Source organism: Sphingobacterium sp. E70 (assembly GCF_019285695.1).
In the GTDB taxonomy this organism is placed as follows: Bacteria; Bacteroidota; Bacteroidia; order Sphingobacteriales; family Sphingobacteriaceae; genus Sphingobacterium; species Sphingobacterium detergens.
This window is the reverse complement of record NZ_CP079104.1, coordinates 2,910,584-2,929,441: the sequence shown is the minus strand read 5'-3', so window position 1 is coordinate 2,929,441 and position 18,858 is coordinate 2,910,584. Positions and strand designations below refer to the sequence as shown.

18 protein-coding genes and 7 pseudogenes are annotated in these 18,858 nt (G+C 38.4%); 13 read left to right on the top strand and 12 right to left on the bottom strand.

Annotated elements, in window-relative coordinates:
• The first annotated feature begins 212 nt into the window (after nt 1–212).
• Nucleotides 213–807: pseudogene (locus KUH03_RS20795) on the top strand (ribonuclease HII).
• A gap of 4 nt (nt 808–811) precedes the next feature.
• Here the strand turns inward: KUH03_RS20795 and KUH03_RS20790 are convergent.
• The 11 genes and pseudogenes from KUH03_RS20790 to KUH03_RS20745 all read right to left on the bottom strand — a co-directional run bounded on the left by KUH03_RS20790 (nt 812) and on the right by KUH03_RS20745 (nt 8,414).
• Entirely contained in the window at nt 812–2,830 is a 2,019-nt protein-coding gene (locus KUH03_RS20790) for a YfhO family protein (RefSeq protein WP_306429672.1), read from the bottom strand.
• 94 nt (nt 2,831–2,924) lie between these two features.
• Nucleotides 2,925–3,230, bottom strand: coding sequence for a hypothetical protein (locus KUH03_RS46340; protein WP_306429671.1), 306 nt, complete (start codon nt 3,228–3,230; stop codon nt 2,925–2,927).
• 332 nt (nt 3,231–3,562) lie between these two features.
• Nucleotides 3,563–3,879 (bottom strand): annotated as a pseudogene (locus tag KUH03_RS20785) (YbjQ family protein).
• Nucleotides 3,880–3,935: 56 nt separating this feature from the next.
• On the bottom strand, nt 3,936–4,328 hold the full coding sequence (locus KUH03_RS20780) for a hypothetical protein (RefSeq protein WP_257096230.1): 393 nt from the start codon (nt 4,326–4,328) through the stop codon (nt 3,936–3,938).
• Nucleotides 4,325–4,567 carry an NAD-binding protein gene (locus tag KUH03_RS20775; RefSeq protein ID WP_257096228.1) on the bottom strand — a complete coding sequence of 81 codons (243 nt, stop codon included), beginning with the start codon at nt 4,565–4,567 and terminating at the stop codon, nt 4,325–4,327. The genes KUH03_RS20780 and KUH03_RS20775 overlap by 4 nt, the downstream gene beginning before the upstream one ends.
• Before the next feature lie 55 nt (nt 4,568–4,622).
• Nucleotides 4,623–5,467: pseudogene (locus KUH03_RS20770) on the bottom strand (potassium transporter TrkG).
• Nucleotides 5,446–5,975: pseudogene (locus tag KUH03_RS48880) on the bottom strand (potassium transporter TrkG). The pseudogenes KUH03_RS20770 and KUH03_RS48880 overlap by 22 nt, the downstream one beginning before the upstream one ends.
• Before the next feature lie 73 nt (nt 5,976–6,048).
• Nucleotides 6,049–6,393 (bottom strand): hypothetical protein, encoded by a 345-nt coding sequence (locus tag KUH03_RS20760; protein WP_257096226.1) that lies wholly within the window; start codon nt 6,391–6,393, stop codon nt 6,049–6,051.
• A gap of 193 nt (nt 6,394–6,586) precedes the next feature.
• Entirely contained in the window at nt 6,587–7,486 is a 900-nt protein-coding gene (locus KUH03_RS20755; protein WP_257096225.1) for a hypothetical protein, read from the bottom strand.
• Nucleotides 7,483–7,911 carry a hypothetical protein gene (locus KUH03_RS20750; RefSeq protein WP_257096224.1) on the bottom strand — a complete coding sequence of 143 codons (429 nt, stop codon included), beginning with the start codon at nt 7,909–7,911 and terminating at the stop codon, nt 7,483–7,485. The genes KUH03_RS20755 and KUH03_RS20750 overlap by 4 nt, the downstream gene beginning before the upstream one ends.
• Complete coding sequence (locus KUH03_RS20745) at nt 7,908–8,414, bottom strand: hypothetical protein (RefSeq protein WP_257096222.1); 507 nt, start codon at nt 8,412–8,414, stop codon at nt 7,908–7,910. Before KUH03_RS20745 ends, KUH03_RS20750 begins: the two co-directional genes overlap by 4 nt.
• Nucleotides 8,415–8,757: 343 nt before the next feature.
• Here KUH03_RS20745 and KUH03_RS20740 point away from each other — a divergent pair, with 343 nt between their 5' ends.
• The 7 genes from KUH03_RS20740 (at nt 8,758) to KUH03_RS20710 (ending at nt 11,986) form a co-directional block, all read left to right on the top strand.
• Nucleotides 8,758–9,468 (top strand): hypothetical protein, encoded by a 711-nt coding sequence (locus KUH03_RS20740; protein WP_257096221.1) that lies wholly within the window; start codon nt 8,758–8,760, stop codon nt 9,466–9,468.
• 202 nt (nt 9,469–9,670) lie between these two features.
• Nucleotides 9,671–9,970, top strand: coding sequence for a hypothetical protein (locus tag KUH03_RS20735; RefSeq protein WP_257096219.1), 300 nt, complete (start codon nt 9,671–9,673; stop codon nt 9,968–9,970).
• A 115-nt stretch (nt 9,971–10,085) separates the two neighbouring features.
• A complete protein-coding gene (locus tag KUH03_RS20730; protein ID WP_257096218.1) occupies nt 10,086–10,262 on the top strand; it encodes a hypothetical protein in 177 nt (58 codons plus the stop codon).
• A 107-nt stretch (nt 10,263–10,369) separates the two neighbouring features.
• Nucleotides 10,370–10,741: a hypothetical protein gene (locus KUH03_RS20725; protein ID WP_257096217.1), complete on the top strand. Its 372-nt coding sequence runs from the start codon at nt 10,370–10,372 to the stop codon at nt 10,739–10,741.
• A 23-nt stretch (nt 10,742–10,764) separates the two neighbouring features.
• Complete coding sequence (locus KUH03_RS20720) at nt 10,765–11,025, top strand: hypothetical protein (protein WP_257096216.1); 261 nt, start codon at nt 10,765–10,767, stop codon at nt 11,023–11,025.
• A complete protein-coding gene (locus KUH03_RS20715) occupies nt 11,022–11,651 on the top strand; it encodes a hypothetical protein (RefSeq protein ID WP_257096215.1) in 630 nt (209 codons plus the stop codon). Before KUH03_RS20720 ends, KUH03_RS20715 begins: the two co-directional genes overlap by 4 nt.
• The gene (locus tag KUH03_RS20710; protein WP_257096214.1) at nt 11,600–11,986 is read left to right on the top strand and encodes a hypothetical protein; all 387 of its coding nucleotides are present in this window, start codon (nt 11,600–11,602) and stop codon (nt 11,984–11,986) included. The genes KUH03_RS20715 and KUH03_RS20710 overlap by 52 nt, the downstream gene beginning before the upstream one ends.
• 86 nt (nt 11,987–12,072) lie before the next feature.
• On the opposite strand, the pseudogene rsgA reads toward KUH03_RS20710, so the two are convergent.
• Nucleotides 12,073–12,992: pseudogene (gene rsgA / locus KUH03_RS20705) on the bottom strand (ribosome small subunit-dependent GTPase A).
• A gap of 106 nt (nt 12,993–13,098) precedes the next feature.
• Between rsgA and polA the strand changes: the two are divergent.
• The 5 genes and pseudogenes from polA (at nt 13,099) to KUH03_RS46335 (ending at nt 18,808) form a co-directional block, all read left to right on the top strand.
• A pseudogene (gene polA, locus KUH03_RS20700) lies at nt 13,099–15,895 on the top strand (DNA polymerase I).
• A gap of 8 nt (nt 15,896–15,903) precedes the next feature.
• Nucleotides 15,904–17,034: a toxin-antitoxin system YwqK family antitoxin gene (locus tag KUH03_RS20695; protein ID WP_257096213.1), complete on the top strand. Its 1,131-nt coding sequence runs from the start codon at nt 15,904–15,906 to the stop codon at nt 17,032–17,034.
• A 24-nt stretch (nt 17,035–17,058) separates the two neighbouring features.
• Nucleotides 17,059–17,712 (top strand): phosphatidylserine decarboxylase family protein, encoded by a 654-nt coding sequence (locus tag KUH03_RS20690; protein WP_257096212.1) that lies wholly within the window; start codon nt 17,059–17,061, stop codon nt 17,710–17,712.
• A gap of 244 nt (nt 17,713–17,956) precedes the next feature.
• Complete coding sequence (locus KUH03_RS20685) at nt 17,957–18,100, top strand: hypothetical protein (RefSeq protein WP_257096210.1); 144 nt, start codon at nt 17,957–17,959, stop codon at nt 18,098–18,100.
• 25 nt (nt 18,101–18,125) lie between these two features.
• Nucleotides 18,126–18,808 (top strand): annotated as a pseudogene (locus KUH03_RS46335) (sensor histidine kinase).
• Nucleotides 18,809–18,858: the final 50 nt, after the last annotated feature.

The following is an 18,858-nucleotide window of genomic DNA, read 5'->3' as shown; positions in this document are numbered from 1 at the left end:
ATATTTCTATAGTTGACAAATTATTTGACCGAATGCCCCAGTTTAAGTTTAACCAAGCCCTCTTCATTTCTATTCACAACAGCGCATTCTAAATCTTTACAAAAGAAGATATTATTAGTGTTAATTAATGTAAAAGGGCATTATTCACACAGAAGTTACAATGCATAACTCTAAATTTATTTGTACTTTCGTTCATTTACAGAACTAGAAAGATGCTATTATCATATTATCAAGATCAACAGGTTGAAGCTGGATGTGACGAGGCTGGCAGAGGCTGTTTGGCAGGCCCAGTCTTCGCTGCAGCAGTAATTTTCCCAGCTGATTATCATCATGAGTTGCTCAACGATTCGAAAAAATTAAGCGAAAAAAACGGATGGCATTGCGTCCGATTATTGAACGGAAGCACTGGCCTATGCTGTAGCGAGTGTTTCAGCGGAAGAAATTGACCGCATCAATATTCACAATGCCAGTTATCTTGCCATGCACAAAGCTTTAGATATGCTACAGATAAAAGCGGAATATATTATTGTGGACGGGAACAGATTTATTCCTTACCAAGAAACACCCCATGCGTGCATCGTAAAGGGCGATGGAAAATATCTTTCTATTGCAGCAGCCTCCATCTTGGCCAAAACCTACCGCGACGAATACATGGACAATATTGCTTCGGATTATCCCGCTTATGATTGGCTTAATAACAAAGGCTATCCGACCATAAAGCATCGGACTGCAGTGCTCGAATATGGTTCGACACCACATCATAGAAAAAGCTTTAGAATAACTGACCCACAGCTCAAATTATTCTAAAGCTTCAACTTTGAAAAAGAAACAGCTTCCTATGCGGCTGTTTCTTTTTTGTCTCCCGTAGTGAGAAGTATGCTGCAGCAGCTATTCCTAATCCGAGGATAATCGATGATATTAAAGTCAAAAGATTACCCATCTTATGTGATTCTGGATCAAAGACAAATTCGACTTTATGTGTTCCTGATGGCAACTGTAAGGCTCTCAACAAATAATCTGCACGGATAATTGGTATTTCCTTTCCATCGACATAAGCCTTCCATCCTTTATCATAAAACACTTCAGAGAATACCGCAAATGCGTCATTGGTAGCCGTATATTCATACTGCATTTTATCAGGATGATACGATGTCAGTTTAATTTCCCCTGTTGTAGCCGCGCTCGAAGTTTTTGCTTTGATTTCATTCTGGTATTGCTGATTCACAAAAGCTTCTTTACGTGGATCAAAAGAGCTGATCGCTTGCATTTCCTCCGCATTTCCTTTTACAAAAGTCACCTTGTCTACAAACCAAGCATTTCCAGCCGCAGTGCTCCGTCGCACAATACGCTGCGATTGATTCTGAGGATCTGTTGTGATCAAATAACGCACATTGAACATATCCAGCACGTCTTCATTAAGCGCCCCATTGAATTGGTTCTCTAAAATCTCCTGAAAACGCATTAATTTAGCAGCATGATAGCCTCCTAACGATTTATGGAAATACGAAGGGCGGGCATCAGAGAATGGATCAGTCGTCAAGTCAAGGACGCGATAACTTGGATCCTTATCCATCAAAATTAATTGATCAACTTCGCGTTGCTGAAATACCTGCTGGGCAGTCGCGCCTTTCTCCATAAACGACTTATCATTCAAAAAGCGTTTATCTACGCTCCACAAATCGAATAAGAATAAGATAAGCAAGGTCCCCAATAAAACGCCTTCATTAAGCTTTTTCTTAAGGTAAAACCAAATAAGTCCGAATGTAAGCAAAATAATCACAAAGGAACGGTAAGCATCTTTACTCGCGATATCCTTACGATCCAAAACCAATTGATTCACCAACTCTGTTGCTATAGATTTATCGCCAATTTGCTGGGGTTGAGCATAGTACTCTATTAAATTATTATGACCTGCATTTCTGAAGTTCAAGAACAAATCCGGCATCAAACCAATCAGCAGACAAACACCCCCCACACCTGCAAAAGTATATAGTACTTTCTTATCCAGATTTGGAATTTCTTTGGCTCGTGTCAGCAGTTCATTCACTGTCATAATGGCCATCAATGGTACCGTGATTGAAACAAGAACCAAGATGGATTCAACAGCCCTAAACTTGTTGTACATCGGGAAATAATCAAAGAATAAATCAGAGACCAATGTAAAATTCTTTCCAAATGACAAAAGTAATGCTAATACCGTGGTCGTTAATATCCACCATTTGAAACGGTCTTTAACAATGACAAGGCCCAATATGAACAGGAAGAAAACACCAGCTCCAAAATACCAAGGCCCCGAAGTAAAACGTTTGTCACCCCAATATGTTGGCATACTTTGCGCTATCTGTCCAGCTTGCACAGTTGACATCCCCTTGTCCGTAAAAAATTTGGCAACATGTGATTTTTCGTCCAATTGACCACCACTAGCTCCGCCATAAGCATTAGGAATCATAAAAGTCATGGTCTCGCCAACACCTTGGCTCCATTCATAAGCATATTCTTTATCAAGTCCTTTTGCTTTTGCATTATTATTGTCAACCTTCGTAATATTCGCATGGCCACGTGTACTTAGCTTACTGTACTCCCAAGTAGGCAATAAAATGGAAGCGTTGACCATTAAAGCAATGATAACCGCAATCACCTGTCTGCCGGAGGCAATAGAGAACTCCTTTATTTGTTTTTGTTTGATTGCATCTACTAAGGCAAAAATAACGTAGACCATCAGCGCCATTAACAAGTAATAAGTCGTCTGTAAGTGATTGACACGTATTTCCAAGGAAAGAAATAACGCCAACAGTACTGGTCCCCATAACTTACTCCCGCGATAACACATAATCACCGCTGCAATAACAGGCGGTATAAAGGCGATTGCATTTGCCCTGGTAATATGTCCAGCTTCAATATAATAAAGTTGTAGGAAGTAAAGGCTATTGCAACTGCGCCCACCGCAGCAAGCCAGGGTTTGATGCGTAATACGCTAAAAAGAAAGTAGGCCCCAATAGATAAAACAACACCGTGTCCATCGGACTTGGAAAGGCAAACTTCACCGCTTTCAACAAGTAGGTACCAATATTATTTTCATTTGCCTGCCAGATTTGATAGGTAGGCATTCCTCCAAACATAGAATTCGTCCATAAAGGCGCCTTTCCATCTTTGGCTTTATAATCAAATAATTCTTTTGTCCAGCTTGCGCCTGTACTACATCTGATTGGGCAAGTGTCTTTCCCTGCCAAACGGGTGTGAAATAAAAAAATACGAGCGCAATAAATACCGCAATAACGATCAAATGTGCTGAATTCGCCTTAAACCAATTTTTCATTTATCCTCTTAGGTTGTTTAAAAGTCTTAAAAGCCAAACTTAGATAAATTTGTTTTTATATACAATTATAATTACGCGCAATCTATTAAATACAGTTCTCTGAGATGATGAAAAGAAAATAAACCTCAAATTGCTATGATTTATCAAAGACAGTCTAGCCTAAAAACGCATGGAAATTGAATAACGATGGATTCGCTCCTGCCTTTTATAAAAAAATGCCCTAATTATATTAGGGCTATCTTGAGTTTATTTCATTTTAACGGCTGTCCCCGTGGCGCCTACCATCATCATTCCCCTGTTCCAACAGTTTGGAAATCCAATCGTACGCCAACGACCGCGTCAGCTCCCAATGCTTTCGCGCGATCTTCTAGTTCACGCAATGCAGCCTCACGAGTCTCCTGAAACGCCCGCTCATAGGAATTGGATCGACCGCCAAAAAAATCTCTAAATCCAGCCATCATATCCTTAATGGCATTTGCTCCCAAAACAACCTCTGAAGAAACAATCCCCAAATAACGCTCGATTTGGTGTCCCTCGATAACACTTGTTGTTGTTAATAACATAATTTTATTCTCCTTTTGAATTAACTTATTGATGTTGGATAATTCACCAAAAACAACTAAGATATCCCCTTCCGCCATGACTGTTTCAGAAGTGGCAATACCAGATGCTTCCTTTTGTTCTTTGGTGATTCCGTCTTTTTCGTTTCTGTAATTTTTACTGTCGTCAGTACAATAATTTTATAAAGATTCGTCAGATTAGCCTCACGTAGCGTCATGCCAACATAACGTTGTGGAACCTTTGTTTCAACAATAGAATACCGATCTGAAACCTTAAAGGAATCAACAATATCGATATTGTCCAACCGCATCGCCAAACGCTCTGCAGCCTCTTCTTCTGGCATAATATACTCATTGATCTCCATCGCTTCCAGAACTGTTTTCTGCAAATCGGATACAATACGGCCGATTATACGCTTGACTTTTAATTGTTTTAGGAGCGCTACAGTCATAAGAGATGCTCCTCATCTTCCCCAATAGCGACAATGACAGCATGCGCATCTTTCAAAGGCAATGAAGATACAGCCTCCCGATCTGTTGTATCCAAACATACGGTATGTGTGATCTTATCTTTGAGCTGCTCCACTATATTTAAACTTTTATCTGCTCCAATCACTTCATGACCGAGTTCAGTAAGATGAACACCCAATGAACGCCCAAAATGCCCTAATCCTAAAACAATATACTTCATAACTCAAACTAAGATAAATTTATTGTATTTACAAGCACAATCACATCCCAGACTATTAAATCAACCTCTTCTCCTCAGCTCCAAATTTATGCTTCAAAAAAATGCTTTTAAAACAGAATCTTTTCTTCTGAAATATGATATTCCGACGTGTCGTATTTTTGATAAAGGCAACCAATAATGTTAACATACCTACACGACCGACAAGCATGGTCACCACAATGATCAGTTTTCCTCCCATACTTAAAGAAGGTGTAATACCCAAACTCAAGCCACAGGTCGTATATGCCGATAACGACTCAAACAACAAATCTTTCATACTTTTATCTGGATCAGTAAATATAAGGACAAAAAAACTGAGCCCAACGACTATAAACGATAATAAAATGATTGCAAAAGCCTTATTGACGGATTCGCCTGCTATTCTTCGTTTAAAAATTTCAATATATTCCTTACCCTTTGCTAAAGAAATAATATTTATAAAAGAAAGCGCTACTGTTGTCACTTTAACTCCACCCCAGTAGACCCCGGAGAGGCTCCTATCCACATCAGTAACATGATCAGAAAAATAGTAGGAGCTCCGACAAAACTCAAATCAATACTATTGTAACCAGCGGAACGAGCGGCATTTGCCATAAAAAAAGACGTAGCCCATTCGCCATCTAAGCCCTTTTCTAAGGAAAGCGTATTCTTCCGTTCTAAAAAGTAAAAGAATAGTGTTGCCACAACAATAATAATCGCATTACAGAGTAGAACTAACTTGGAGTTGAAGCTAAAACTCCAGGCTTTATGTTTGTATTTTTTCTTCGTGATCAAACGGTGGTACCACAGGAATATCGATTCCTTTATATAGGTATAAAAGTTGAGCACGATTCCAAAACCTAATCCTCCAAGAATAAACAACGAGGAAAGAGCCAATTGAAATGGATAGTTGAACTTATACGCATCATTGGTAATTCCCCAGACAAAATAGAAAATCCGGCATTACAGAAAGAAGAAATGGAATGAAAAATTGAAAAGAAAATCATACTACCCATATTCGGGAAGTTAACCCTTTCCAAGGTACTGAAAATTAATAACGCACCAAGAAATTCAAACAACAGTGTTATAAATATCATGGTCAACAATGTCTTAATGACTGATGCCACTTTATTTTCACCCAATATCTCACCAAACATCAGTTGGTTTTTGAATGAAAATCCACCAGAAAAAAAATAACCAAAAATCCTGTAAACGTCATAATTCCCAATCCTCCAACCTGTATCAATACAATAATAACTGTCTGACCAAACATGCTAAAGTTGGTGGAAATATCTGCTACGGACAATCCCGTTATACAAACAGCACTAGTGGCCATAAATAAGGCATCGACAAAACTGAGCGGAGCTTCAATCGTTGTTCGCGGAAGCATCAATAGGACTGTCCCTATTAGGATAAGCACAAGAAAGCTAATAACAAATAGGATGGTAGGATTAAAATAAAAATTATCGAAAAAAAAGTGTGCTTTTCGATAATTCCGCAATAAAAATAATATAGATCCCTAAATAAATCCACTGTTCGCGTGAAAAGACCGATAGTGCATCAATCCTGGCGAAACGAGCAATCAAAATAAAAATAAAATAAATCAGGATAAACAAGCCTGAATAATGTTCAACAGCAATTTTCTTCAGTGCATAGATGGATGAAGATTCCCGCAATGCAATCATAAAGAAAAGCACAAAAAATAGGTAGTGAATGGTTTTACCGAGCAGAGTCCCCAACGTTGGATCTGTTACATAACCAACATTGAAAATAACTATTGCAGCACAAATCATGCTCACATAGAACATGATCTTATCTACAAGACCGTTTTTATATTTGAAAACAAATCGAACAAAACTTAATATAGAATCTACCATTATAAAACGCAAACTAAGATAAATTTGCCTTTATTCAAAAATCTACCAACATCTTATCCCCTAAAAGCACTTTATTTTCACGTGAAACGGAATCTACCAGCGTCTTTCACTACATCTCCTCTTCTTAATCTCCAGGCTTTTCTTTCTCTAATTCCTTTTCAGCCTTCTCTCGATCCCGCTTTCGCTTTTCCTCTATTTTGGCCGCCGCTTTTGCTTCTTCCTCCTTCTCCTCTTTTAGCAACTCTTCAGCGGTTTTATGCTTTTTAAATATCCCTGAAAATAATTTCTTCGCTTTCTCCACACCACTCACGACCTTCTCAACACGATCCGCTGTGTTCATCAATTTCGCCTCCCGCTCTGGCCCTAAACCGACACATTGTTTAATTCCCATCAGCAAACTTTGCCACATCGCCTTAAAGAAAGGATGGGAGGGATCACGATGTTTGTTAATATGCCCAACAGTATATTTACCATAAAGGTCTGGGTTCCCAGGATTAAATAAAACCTGATTGACCATAAATGAAAGGAAGCCCTTCTTTTCTCGACGTCCGTCTTCACCTGTTTCAGAGAGTATGTTGACTTTCAAATCGTTATAATCCATTTTAAAAGTCCCTTTACTCCTGTAGTCATTAGCCCAGACATCAAATACGATTTGTTTTAGATGACCAGATTTAACCTCAACATTCAGCAATGGTCGAATCATTTTATTGACAGCGGTTAAATCCATCTCCCCAAGACTACCTTTATATGTATATGCTCCAACCTTGGAGGTCATATCAAAGACAAAATTGGTCAATAGCTTTCCTGAATTCATAAAATTGGTGCTCAGATTAGCACGCATAAGCTTCTGCTTCAACAGCTTTGTCGAATCATTTGTCACATTCAAAATGGTACCATAGGTATGATCAAAAGTAATAGTTCCAATTTGGCTATATTGATCACTCATCTCAGAATAGGAAATACCAATATTATCCAGAATCAGCGAATCAATTCCCATTCTAGTTGACATTTGCATCAATTTCATGTGCGGTGCATTTCCAATCTGACGGGTAGCAGGACTCTTATAGTGCTTATCGCTATAGATGGAAAGTTGTCCATTTTTAAGAATGCTTTTTGTGCATAAACCTTTTTATCTCTGGAAAGTTGCCCAAAATTGAACCCGGCCAGTTGTAAGGTGTCCATTTTAAAGACGATATAACTTCCTCCTTCCCCTTTCTTCTTATAATAGGCCGCCTTGTTTAATGTCGGCTGATAAGCGACCTTGGTCAGGAGAACATTCCTGTCTCTACTATTGATATTAAGTTTATCAAAATTGATTTTATAAAAACCATCCGGAGTTTTATAAGTAAAGCCAGGCACTTCGATATCGATCATCTTCGTATGATAAAAACGTTGCCTGTCTTGTTCCGAAGTTGAATCAATAAGGACATCATCAATCCGCACTTTCACTTTTTTATCTCAAAATCCTGATGTACACCCTTTTGTACCTGCGTATATTTAAAATCAATATTATTCAAATTGACCGCCTCAACATGAATCTTCTTTAAATTATCTTTTATTTTTTTTTCGTACAAAGGTTTCTTAGGCCCCTGGCTTACAGTATCGTTATAACTATGCACCTCATTGATAATATGTATCATTGGCGTATCTACAGTGACATCGTGTAGGAAAAGCTCTTTATCCATTAATACCTTACGGATGCCAAAGCTTTTAATCTTAAGCTTGTTAATGATTATTGCATATCGATTATCAGGAGCCTTTTTCATAAGCTCTAATTTTTTATACACGACACTATCCGGAATTAAATGAAGGTTATCTATGGTTAGATTTCCAAGTGCAAGATTAACATGAATATCGTCATAGTGAACTGTATACAGACTATCTGTAGCTTGCAAAACCAGCTGTTTTATTTTGGTATCCAACAGCGGTTTCCATTTATTGCTAAAATACATAATGCTCCCAGTCAGAGCCAGGAGGATAAACACAACAATTCCAATGATCCACTTAAAAATAGGCTTCATAAAGTCACAATCTCTTTGTAATTTAGTCTTTATTTATTGAATAGCAAACAAGATCAATTCCCCTTTTGTTTCAAATACTACTAAATAAAGCAAATATGCAGCTCGAATACGACTTTTCTTATTTCTTGTACCGTTTTGGCTACTTATATTCAATTCCTGTTCAAATTCCAAACCCGAAACAGGCTTCTATTTTTGGAAAACAGTCTTTCAACTTGATACTGTCGAAAACCGTGCGCTAAAAGAAGTCGATGCGAAGTCCATATATACTCGAATTATGGATATAGACTTCGATCCTTCCGGTATTCAGGCTGTTCCCATTAGCCCCATTACCTTCTCCCAGCCTGTGCCTAAAGAACAAGCTTTAATACCAGTGGTATTTATCAATCAGCGCATTTTTTCAGAAATGGACAGCCTACAGATAAGGGCCTTAGCCAATAAGATTGTCCCATTTGTCTCTGCAAAAATTAAGCAGGCCGGCAAAGAAAAATTCAACGAATTGCAATTGGACTGTGACTGGACACAATCCTCTCGAGACAAATTCTTCTACCTACTCAATTACCTTCAAGAATTACCTGATTTAAAAGATATTATTATCAGCTCAACCTTAAGATTACATCAAGTTAAGAATACTGTGACAAGCGGTATTCCTCCAGTAAAGAAAGTGACTTTAATGTGCTACAATATGGGCAATTTACGCCAGTTTGGAAACCAAAACTCCATTCTGAATCAACATGATCTAAAGACATATTTAAGTGGTACATTACGCAATTATCCAATGCAAATGGATATTGCACTCCCTCTATTTCAATGGTTTGTGGTTTTTAGAAACAATAGTTACATTGGTATTTCAAAATATATCAGTGAACAGGATATCAATAATAAAGCCCTATTTACACGCAACCCAAAAACTAATTTATATATTTTAATTAACGACCTTCCAAAAGCAAACCTCAAAAAGGAGATGTTGTCCGATTTGAACAGGTAACTCAAGATGATCTTTTGCAAACGGCAAAATTTTTGAGGGGAGAACTGAAAGGAAAAAACATCAGATTATTTTTTATCATTTAGATCAAGCTACATTAGCAAATCATGGCAATGCCGAGTTACAAGAAATTATTCGTGCTTTCTAGCACCACGCTTGCTTTCTTTTTGGAGAGATTGCAACAAATATCGCTTGCGGGCCCGAAGTGGATCCCTATGACAACCAAACAACTTACTATCTTCCGAATCTTGAAGACAATGGATTTTCTGCATTTCAATACATCCCCTATCAATTTCTTTATACCGAAGAAGCTCCAGTCAAGGAAAGCATCGTCAACAGTGAAGCTTGGGCGAAATACCTCGGGTCAGCTGTCAATGTAAAAGATATCGAACAATTGATGTACTACAGCGACTCAGCTACCGCTGATTTGGTCAGTAATCAAAAAGATCATCCTGGAGCAATCTTCCGGATTCTATCAAAGGAAATACATTTTTACAAACTTTAGTTGATGGTAAACATGAATCTGAGCGAGCTTACTTTGTTTTCACAAAAAGCAAGAGCCCATTACAAATGTTCAACACAGTTATTGGGATCCCGATACACGGAATTTTAAAGAGATCGTGCAATATGCTGAATTCGCCGAAGCACAGATCAACAAACATAAGAAAAACAGCTTCCTTTTTGTGCGTTACGCTTATCAAGCCGCACGTTTATATCTATTCGGCCAGGAATATGCCAAAAGTATTGCTGTCTATGAAAAGTATTTAAAGCCTATAAAAGGAACGAAGCTATCTTAAATTGGGCACTTTCCAACTACGCTGGTGCTGTCCGTAAAAATGGTGATGGGGCTAAAGCCGCCTATCTTTTCTCCAAGCTATTTACAGCAAGCCCCGAAAGACGGGTTTTGGCGTACGCTAATTTTCATTATATCACAGCTTCTGACACCGAGATTTTTCAATACGCCAACACGGATGCAGACAACTTTAACATTAATGCCATTATTGGTTTCGGTACAGGAGATCGTACCATGAAATATCTGAATGCCTGTTACAAGCTTGACCCGGCCAATAATGTAAATGCGGTTCTGCTGGGAAGGGAAGTCAACAAAATAGAAGGCGATATGAACGAGTCTTTTTATATCGGTTATGGCGAAAACTACAACTATTATGCTAGGAATGAAGACAAAAGCACCGTTAAACAACATTTGGATTCACTTCGCGATTTCGCATTAAACCTCTATCAAGACAAAAATACGTTCAGCCACAGCTTGGCCTGATTACAGCAGCCTATTTAAGCTGGATGAATAGAGAAAATGATCTAGCAAAAAAATATCTTGCTCAGGTAAAGGAAAATGAATTGAATCCTAGGTTGGGCGATCAGTATCAGATTACAGTGCTGCTTACGCAATTAGCCGATTGGCAAACCAGTAAACAGATTGACCAGCCAAAGCTGGTCAAAACATTAGCGTGGCTGGAGCAGAAAGCCAAACAGGATGGCAAAAATTCAAGTAACAAAAAGAATGGAGCTATAGTGCTTTCGAATACAGCAATTACAGTTTGATTGCTAGAAATATCCTCCAGAACCTTGTCGTCAAACATTATCTCAACACTCAAGATACGGCGATGGCAAGTTTAGCTGCTGTTAAAGCCGACATCTTCTATAATTATGGTGTCGCCAAAGATTCTCTTGAAGACAACATGCAGTGGTCTACCATGCATTTTTGGGAAAATAGCCTCACGCCTAAAACATTATTAAAAATAAGGGCACTCCTGTCAAACAACACACAACAAAATACATTATCCCGCTTTTTATTGGAAGATATCAAGCATTTTAATAGAGATTATTTGACAGAATTACTAGGCACTGCATACCTACGGGAGCTTGATTTTCAAAAAGCAGCTACAACATTACAGGCACTTCCTAAAGATCACAAAGTAAAGGAAATAAGGAATTCGTACAATGAAGATGAAACGGATGTTATCCCCAGTCCATTTATTGTCACCATCAATGACTATCCAAAGAAATATGGAAAAGAGAATACAACTAAATTAAAATATGCTGAGCGTATGGCCCGATTGGAGAATGCCATAAAAAGCGAAAAAAACAATCAGAAAAAGCCGACTATTACTTTCAGATGGCCACAGGCATTTATCAGACCAGCACCTACGGAAACGCCTGGTCGCTAGTGGCGTACGATTGGTCATCCTCAGACAACCATGCTGCCACAACAATTCACTGGCAACGGAATTACTTACAGACAAAATCAGCAAAAGATTGGTATAACAAAGCCCGTTCACTAAGCTCCGACAAAGAGTTTAAGGCCAAATGTACCTTCATGCTCGCAAAATGTGAACAGAAAGATTTTGTTTATACGGATGAAACACGCTGGCAATATTATGACTCCCCATTGAAAAATCCGTTTTACCGCTTTTCACTACAGAATAAATACTTTAAAGAATTAAATACACAATATAAGGATACGCCTTTTTCAAGATGGCTTCAAAGGAATGTACCTACTTGAGAGACTACATAAATCTGACCCAGGCTATAAAATAAAGACGTCTTGCTTAATACAAACAGGGCTTCCATATGGAAGCCCTGTTTGTATTAAGCTCTGCTATCTTCATTGTGATATATACTGAGATAACTATCATAACGTGAAGATTCAATCTCTCCCTCCTCGACGGCTTGCATAATCACACAGCCGGGCTCATTGATGTGCCGACAGTTATTGAACCGGCATTGGTTCATCAACGCACGCATCTCAGGAAAAAAATGGGACAGTTCCTGTTTTTCAATATCCACAATTCCCAGCTCGCGAATACCGGGTGTATCAATCAGTTTACCCTCAAAAGGTAAGTCAAACATCTCTGCAAACGTAGTGGTGTGCTTCCCCTTATCTGACCAATCCGAAATTTCTCCTGTTTTCAAACCATATTCAGGTACAATAGCATTAATCAAAGTGGACTTACCAACACCTGAGTGACCGGACACTAATGTAATTTTATTCTGAAGTAGCCCCTTGACAACATCAATATTCTTTCCCGTCAAAGCCGAGATCTCATAGCATGGATAACCGATTCGTTCATAAATCGCCTTATAGTCGGCCAATATTTCCAAACCTTCATCACTGAAAAGATCAAGTTTATTAAAAATAAGTACTGCAGGTATCCCATAGGCTTCGGTCGTTACCAAAAAGCGGTCAATAAAACCCAAAGATGTTGGCGGGGAAGCCAACGTAACAACCAAAAAGCCTGATCTAGATTCGCACCGATAATCTGCGTTTGCTTGGAAAGGTTCACCGATTTTCGGATAATATAGTTGCGACGGGGTTCAAGTTCTCGAATAACAGCACTTTCAAGATCTGGCTCCACATCAAAATGCACCCAGTCTCCTACAGCCACCGGATTGGTCGTTTTAATTCCTTTGGTACGAAATTTCCCTTTGATCCGGCAATCATATCTCTTGCCATCTTCGCCCAAAACCTGATACCAACTACCTGTGGACTTTGTTACCAATCCTCTCATAGAACCTGTTGCATTAAATGTGTCATAGCACAAAAATCGGAAAAATTTATTAAACTTACGGTTTGATGAATTTCTTACCTTTGTAAGGAGACTAAAATTCAATTTTGTGAAAAAACTATTTCTTTTAGATGGCATGGCTCTTATATATAGAGCATATTTTGCTTTGAGCAAGACCCCACGCATCACCTCGACAGGGTTGAATACTGGGGCGATCATGGGTTTTACCAATACACTGTTGGAGGTATTGAAAAATCAGCAACCTTCTCATATAGCAGTAGTGTTCGACACGGCGGCTCCTACAGCACGCCATATTGAATTTGAAGCCTATAAAGCGCATCGTGAAAAAATGCCCGAAGACCTTTCAGCTTCTATTCCTTATATCTACCGCCTGATTGAGGGATTCAATATCCCCATTATCACAATGGACGGTTATGAAGCGGATGATATCATCGGAACATTAGCGAAAAAAGCAGAACAAGAAAACTTCCAAGTCTATTGTATGACACCGGATAAAGATTTTGGTCAGCTTGTCTCAGACAATATTTTTATTTACAAACCAGCCCGTATGGGGAATGGGGCTGAAGTACAAGGTGTCAAAGAAATCCTCGAAAAATGGGAAGTCACAGATGTGAACCAAGTTATTGATATCTTAGGATTATGGGGTGATGCTGTAGATAATATCCCAGGAATTCCAGGTATTGGTGAGAAAACCGCAAAAAAACTTGTTCAGGAATTTGGGTCAGTCGAAGGAATTATTGCCAATGCGGATCAGCTAAAAGGAAAAATGCGCGAAAACGTTGAAAATTTCGCAGAACAGGGGTTAATTTCAAAAAAATTAGCAACAATTTTGTTGGATGTGCCCGTTGAGTTTAACGAAAAAGCGCTAGAACTTGAGGATCCAAATAAAGACATGCTCGAACCCCTCTTTGCTGAATTGGAATTTAGAACATTGGGAAAAAGAGTTTTTGGAGATGATTTCTCTATACTTGAAAAGAATTCACCTGTAAATGGACAGATGGATTTATTTGCTACAGAGATAACAGCAAATACAACAAGTACAGTAATAGAAGTTTCAAATGAAAATATTGTTCTAAAAAATATTCATAATACAACACACGAATACACACTGGTAGATACAACCGAAGAACAAGAAAAACTCGCCAAGGAACTCAACTCAAAACGCAGCTTTTGTTTCGACACAGAAACAACAGGGTTAGACGCGAATCTTGCTGATATTGTCGGACTTTCATTTTCGTTTGAAACTGGGAAAGCATACTATATCCCTACACCAGCAAATCGGGAAGAAGCCCAACGCATCGTCGATATCTTTAAGTCTGTACTGGAAAATCCAGCAATTGAAAAGATAGGTCAAAATATCAAATACGATATCCTCTTATTGGCAAGATATGGTGTTAAGGTGCAGGGAGCCTTATTCGATACCATGTTAGCGCATTACCTCATTGACCCTGATACGCGACATGGCATGGATGTCCTTGCGGAGAACTATCTGAATTACACGCCAGTCTCCATTACAGAACTCATTGGAGAAAAAGGAAAAAACAAGGAAATATGCGGGATGTTGATTTCGAAAAAATCAAAGAATACGCTGCTGAAGATGCTGATATTACATTACAGCTAAAAAATATATTCCACCCCTTTTGGTAGAAACGGATACATTACAATTGGCCCAGGAGGTCGAATTTCCACTTGTGTATGTACTTGCTGAAATAGAACGCAATGGCGTAAAAGTGGATGTCCCCGCTCTTGGCGAATTTTCCAAAACATTGGAACAGGACATCAAGGATCTAGAGAATGCCATATTTGAAAAAGCTGGAGTGAACTTTAATATTGCCTCGCCAAAACAGTTAGGCGAAGTCTTATTCGACAAGCTCCAACTGGATCCGAAAGCAAAGAAAACAAAAACAGGGCAGTACAAAACCGGTGAAGATGTTTTATTGGCGCTGGCGCACAAATCAGATATTGTCCAGGACATCTTGAATTTTAGGCAGTTACAGAAATTAAAGTCAACTTACGTAGATTCATTACCTGAATTGATCAATCCAGAAACCGGTCTGATCCATACTTCCTATAATCAAGCTGTCGCCGCAACAGGTCGTTTGAGCTCTACCAATCCTAATCTGCAGAATATTCCGATCCGTACGGAAAGAGGTCGGGAAGTGCGGAAAGCATTTATCCCGCGTTCGGAAGATCATGTGATCTTATCCGCCGATTATTCACAGATCGAATTACGCTTAATAGCAGAGTTGAGCAAAGATCAAAATATGTTAGAAGCCTTTACTCAAGGACATGATATTCATCGTGCCACCGCTGCCAAAGTGTATAATATGGCTTTTGAGGAGGTTACATCAGAACAGCGTCGCAACGCGAAAGCAGTAAATTTTGGTATTATATACGGTCAATCCGCCTTTGGTTTATCTCAAAATCTAGGTATCTCGCGTAAAGAAGCTGCTGACATCATCAACGAATATTTCAACCAATATACCGGTATAAAGAAGTATATGAGCGACGCCGTTGAATCTGCTAAAGAGAAAGGCTACGTTGAAACAATTTTAAAGCGTAGACGTTATTTGAGAGACATTAATTCAGCAAACATGACTGTTCGGGGATTTGCTGAACGAAATGCGATCAATGCCCCTATTCAAGGTTCGGCAGCTGATTTAATCAAGATTGCCATGATTGCAATACAAAAGGAAATCGAGCATCAGGGATTGGTAGGGAAAATGATTATGCAAGTACACGATGAGCTGGTGTTTGATGTTCCGAAACAAGAGGTCGAAGCATTCAAAACCATTATTCTGGACAAAATGACAAATGCTATAAAAACAAACGTTCCGTTGATTGTTGAAATCGGAGAAGGTAAAAACTGGCTTGAAGCACATTAATTTTTGTTATGACTAAAAAGATCATTTATATATTGTTATTGTTTTCCTCGTTTTGCTGCCAATCTATTCAGGCGCAAGACGGTAAACCTGTATTTTACGAGAAATTAGATCAAGGCTTAATTCGTTTCTATTTTGATAAGTATTATTATCTGGCGGCAAAAGATTGCGAATTCAAATCAATTGAACGTGTAAGCAAATTTGATTTCACAAAGCAAATTTTCGAAGGCGAGTTTCGTGATTTCGCGCCCAATGGCAACCGTATACTGGTTGGCAATTATAAGGATGGTAAAAAAGAAGGTCTATTTCAAGCTTTTCATCCGAATGGTGTGTTAAAATGGGAAATAAATTTTAAGGATAACTATCCTGTCGGTGATTGCAAATATTATTATCCCGATGGTAAACCGTTATTAACGGTGGCCTATGGTGATTACGGTTATTTCATTAAAGATTATTGGGATAATCGAGGAAAACAGGAAATCGTTGGCGGTGAAGGAAACTATGAATTCGCTATTCCATTCGAAGGGTTCACAGAATTCGGGTATGATTTTTATCTACGTAAAGGCAAAGTAAAAAGTGGTAAACCACAGGGAAACTGGAACACCTACTTTTACAATGTTGGACAGCAACCCATTTACGCGATGACACAACGCTTTGTTGATGGAAAAATCGTTGCTACTTATGATGATAATGGAGAGCTTCCAAGTGAAGATTTTCAGGCTTTAAGTGTTTTGCCCTACGATTATTTTATCCGAGCTGAACTATTAAACAGCAAATCCTGTAGTTTTGATGACTTTTCAAACTTCTATGCGTTCCTTGCTAAACGGTTTACCGATAGGATCAATAAAAGCGGATTCGAAGTCGCAACTCAACTAAATTTCTCCTATGAAGTTGAAGTCAAAAAAACGGGCTTAGCCAATTTGCGAAGTCTTAAATTGAATGTAGACTCCAATAATGAAAATGATCTCACCGTTTTGAATCGAATTGCTAAAAGTGTAGATTTTTATTTTCCAACCTACAAACAAGATCAACCTCAAGACGATACGATTAAAGTTTCTGGGAGTATTGCCACAGGAAGTGATGGAAAAGTCTATACCCATTCAATTAAAATCGAAAGACAAATAGACAATTCGAGTAAATAATTATCTTTGCAGAAATAAATAGATATGAAATTCCATAAAGAAGGATATACCACATTAGCGATTGCTGTACTTTTTATCTTTATCATCAATGCCGTTGCGGACTATTATGATGCACCGCAGTTTGTAAAATGGTTTATTTATGCCCTTTCAGCATTCCTATTCATTACAGTTGTTCAGTTTTTTAGAAGTCCTAAGAAAGTAGTGATTCCACAAGATGGCACAATCTTATGTCCTGCTGACGGAAAAGTTGTAGTCATTGAAGAAACCGAAGAAAATGAATATTTTCATGACAGAAGGATACAGGTCTCTATTTTCATGTCACCCATCAATGTGCATGTGAACCGAAATCCAATCAGTGGTTTGGTGACTTTCTTCAAATATCATCCTGGGAAATTCTTGGTTGCTTGGCATCCAAAATCATCGACAGACAATGAAAGAACCACTGTTGTCGTAAAAGACAAAACAGGCAGGGAAGTTCTTTTCCGTCAAATTGCTGGCGCGTTGGCCCGTCGTATTGTTTGGTATGTAAAGGAAAATGATCAGGTTGTTCAGGGCAACGAGTTCGGCTTTATCAAATTTGGCTCACGTGTGGATCTATTCCTGCCTCTGGGAACAGAGATCAATGTGAATATTGGTGATAAAGTTACCGGAGCCAAAACCGTTATCGGAAAATTTTAACAATTTATTAATATCATTATAAGTAACTTAGGCTCCAATTAGGGGCCTTTTTTATTCAACAAATGAATTTTAGACAATTATTATTAGCAAACTCCGCTGGTGTTGGCATTGCAATATCCACTATCAGCTTTTATTATAAACATGACCTTCAGACTGCACTGATTATTTTTTTGTAGCCTTGGTCATTTGTTTTCTTCTATTCAACTACCTGTTCGAGAAATACATCTACCGCCGTCTTAATACCATGTATAAATTGATTCACAATCTAAAACTCGGTAAGGATCTTAAAGATGCGATTGGTGAACATGTCAGTGAAGATCCCATTACAGATGCAGAAAACGACGTAAAGGCTTGGGCAAAAGATAAAAAAATGAAATTGAACAGCTGAAATCGCAGGAAAAATTTAGGCGTGAATTCCTCTCAATATATCCCATGAGTTCAAAACACCCCTCTTTGCTACCCAAGGGTACATCGAGACATTACAAGATGGACTAATGGAAGAAGACATGGAAATGGCAAAGAATTTCTTAGACAAAGCTGCTCGAAACCTTGACAGATTGAATTACCTCATTCAAGATTTAGATGAAATATCCAAACTGGAATCAGGTAAAATGGTATTGAACATTGAAAAATTCGACATTGTAGATCTTATCAAAGACACCTCGTACTCATTGGAGGACAAAGCCAAACAACATAATATTAAGATTGAGTTCAAACCCAAAACTGGCACGCCACATTGGGTTAAAGCAGATCGCAATAAAATACATCAAGTATTGTATAACCTTATCGATAACTCACTCAAATACGGAAAAGAGGGAGGTACCACCAAAATCAAAATTTTTCCACTTTTTGAACAGGTCTTAATAGAAATCACGGATAATGGTTATGGTATCGAAGAAAAAATCTGAGCCGGGTATTCGAAAGGTTCTTCCGTACGGATAAAAGTCGCTCAAGAGATATCGGCGGATCGGGCTTAGGGCTTGCGATTGTCAAACATATTGTTGAAGCCCATCAACAGAATGTTAACGTACGTAGTACAGAGGGCATTGGAACCACTTTTGGCTTTACTTTGCAAAAAGTTCAGACCGGAGATTAAACAATTGATGACATTTTTGTGTTTAAACAAAACCAATGTTAACATTAACT

Excerpts from the sequence above, each read along its gene's own strand:
- KUH03_RS20790 (WP_306429672.1), bottom strand. The coding sequence starts at position 2,830 with ATGTGTTATCGCGGGAGTAAGTTATGGGGACCAGTACTGTTGGCGTTA.
- KUH03_RS20780 (WP_257096230.1), bottom strand. The coding sequence starts at position 4,328 with ATGACTGTAGCGCTCCTAAAACAATTAAAAGTCAAGCGTATAATCGGC.
- KUH03_RS20775 (WP_257096228.1), bottom strand. The coding sequence starts at position 4,567 with ATGAAGTATATTGTTTTAGGATTAGGGCATTTTGGGCGTTCATTGGGT.
- KUH03_RS20760 (WP_257096226.1), bottom strand. The coding sequence starts at position 6,393 with ATGTTCTATGTGAGCATGATTTGTGCTGCAATAGTTATTTTCAATGTT.
- KUH03_RS20755 (WP_257096225.1), bottom strand. The coding sequence starts at position 7,486 with ATGAAATTGATGCAAATGTCAACTAGAATGGGAATTGATTCGCTGATT.
- KUH03_RS20745 (WP_257096222.1), bottom strand. The coding sequence starts at position 8,414 with ATGTATTTTAGCAATAAATGGAAACCGCTGTTGGATACCAAAATAAAA.
- KUH03_RS20740 (WP_257096221.1), top strand. The coding sequence starts at position 8,758 with ATGGATATAGACTTCGATCCTTCCGGTATTCAGGCTGTTCCCATTAGC.
- KUH03_RS20720 (WP_257096216.1), top strand. The coding sequence starts at position 10,765 with ATGAATAGAGAAAATGATCTAGCAAAAAAATATCTTGCTCAGGTAAAG.
- KUH03_RS20710 (WP_257096214.1), top strand. The coding sequence starts at position 11,600 with ATGGCCACAGGCATTTATCAGACCAGCACCTACGGAAACGCCTGGTCG.
- KUH03_RS20695 (WP_257096213.1), top strand. The coding sequence starts at position 15,904 with ATGACTAAAAAGATCATTTATATATTGTTATTGTTTTCCTCGTTTTGC.
- KUH03_RS20690 (WP_257096212.1), top strand. The coding sequence starts at position 17,059 with ATGAAATTCCATAAAGAAGGATATACCACATTAGCGATTGCTGTACTT.
- KUH03_RS20685 (WP_257096210.1), top strand. The coding sequence starts at position 17,957 with ATGTATAAATTGATTCACAATCTAAAACTCGGTAAGGATCTTAAAGAT.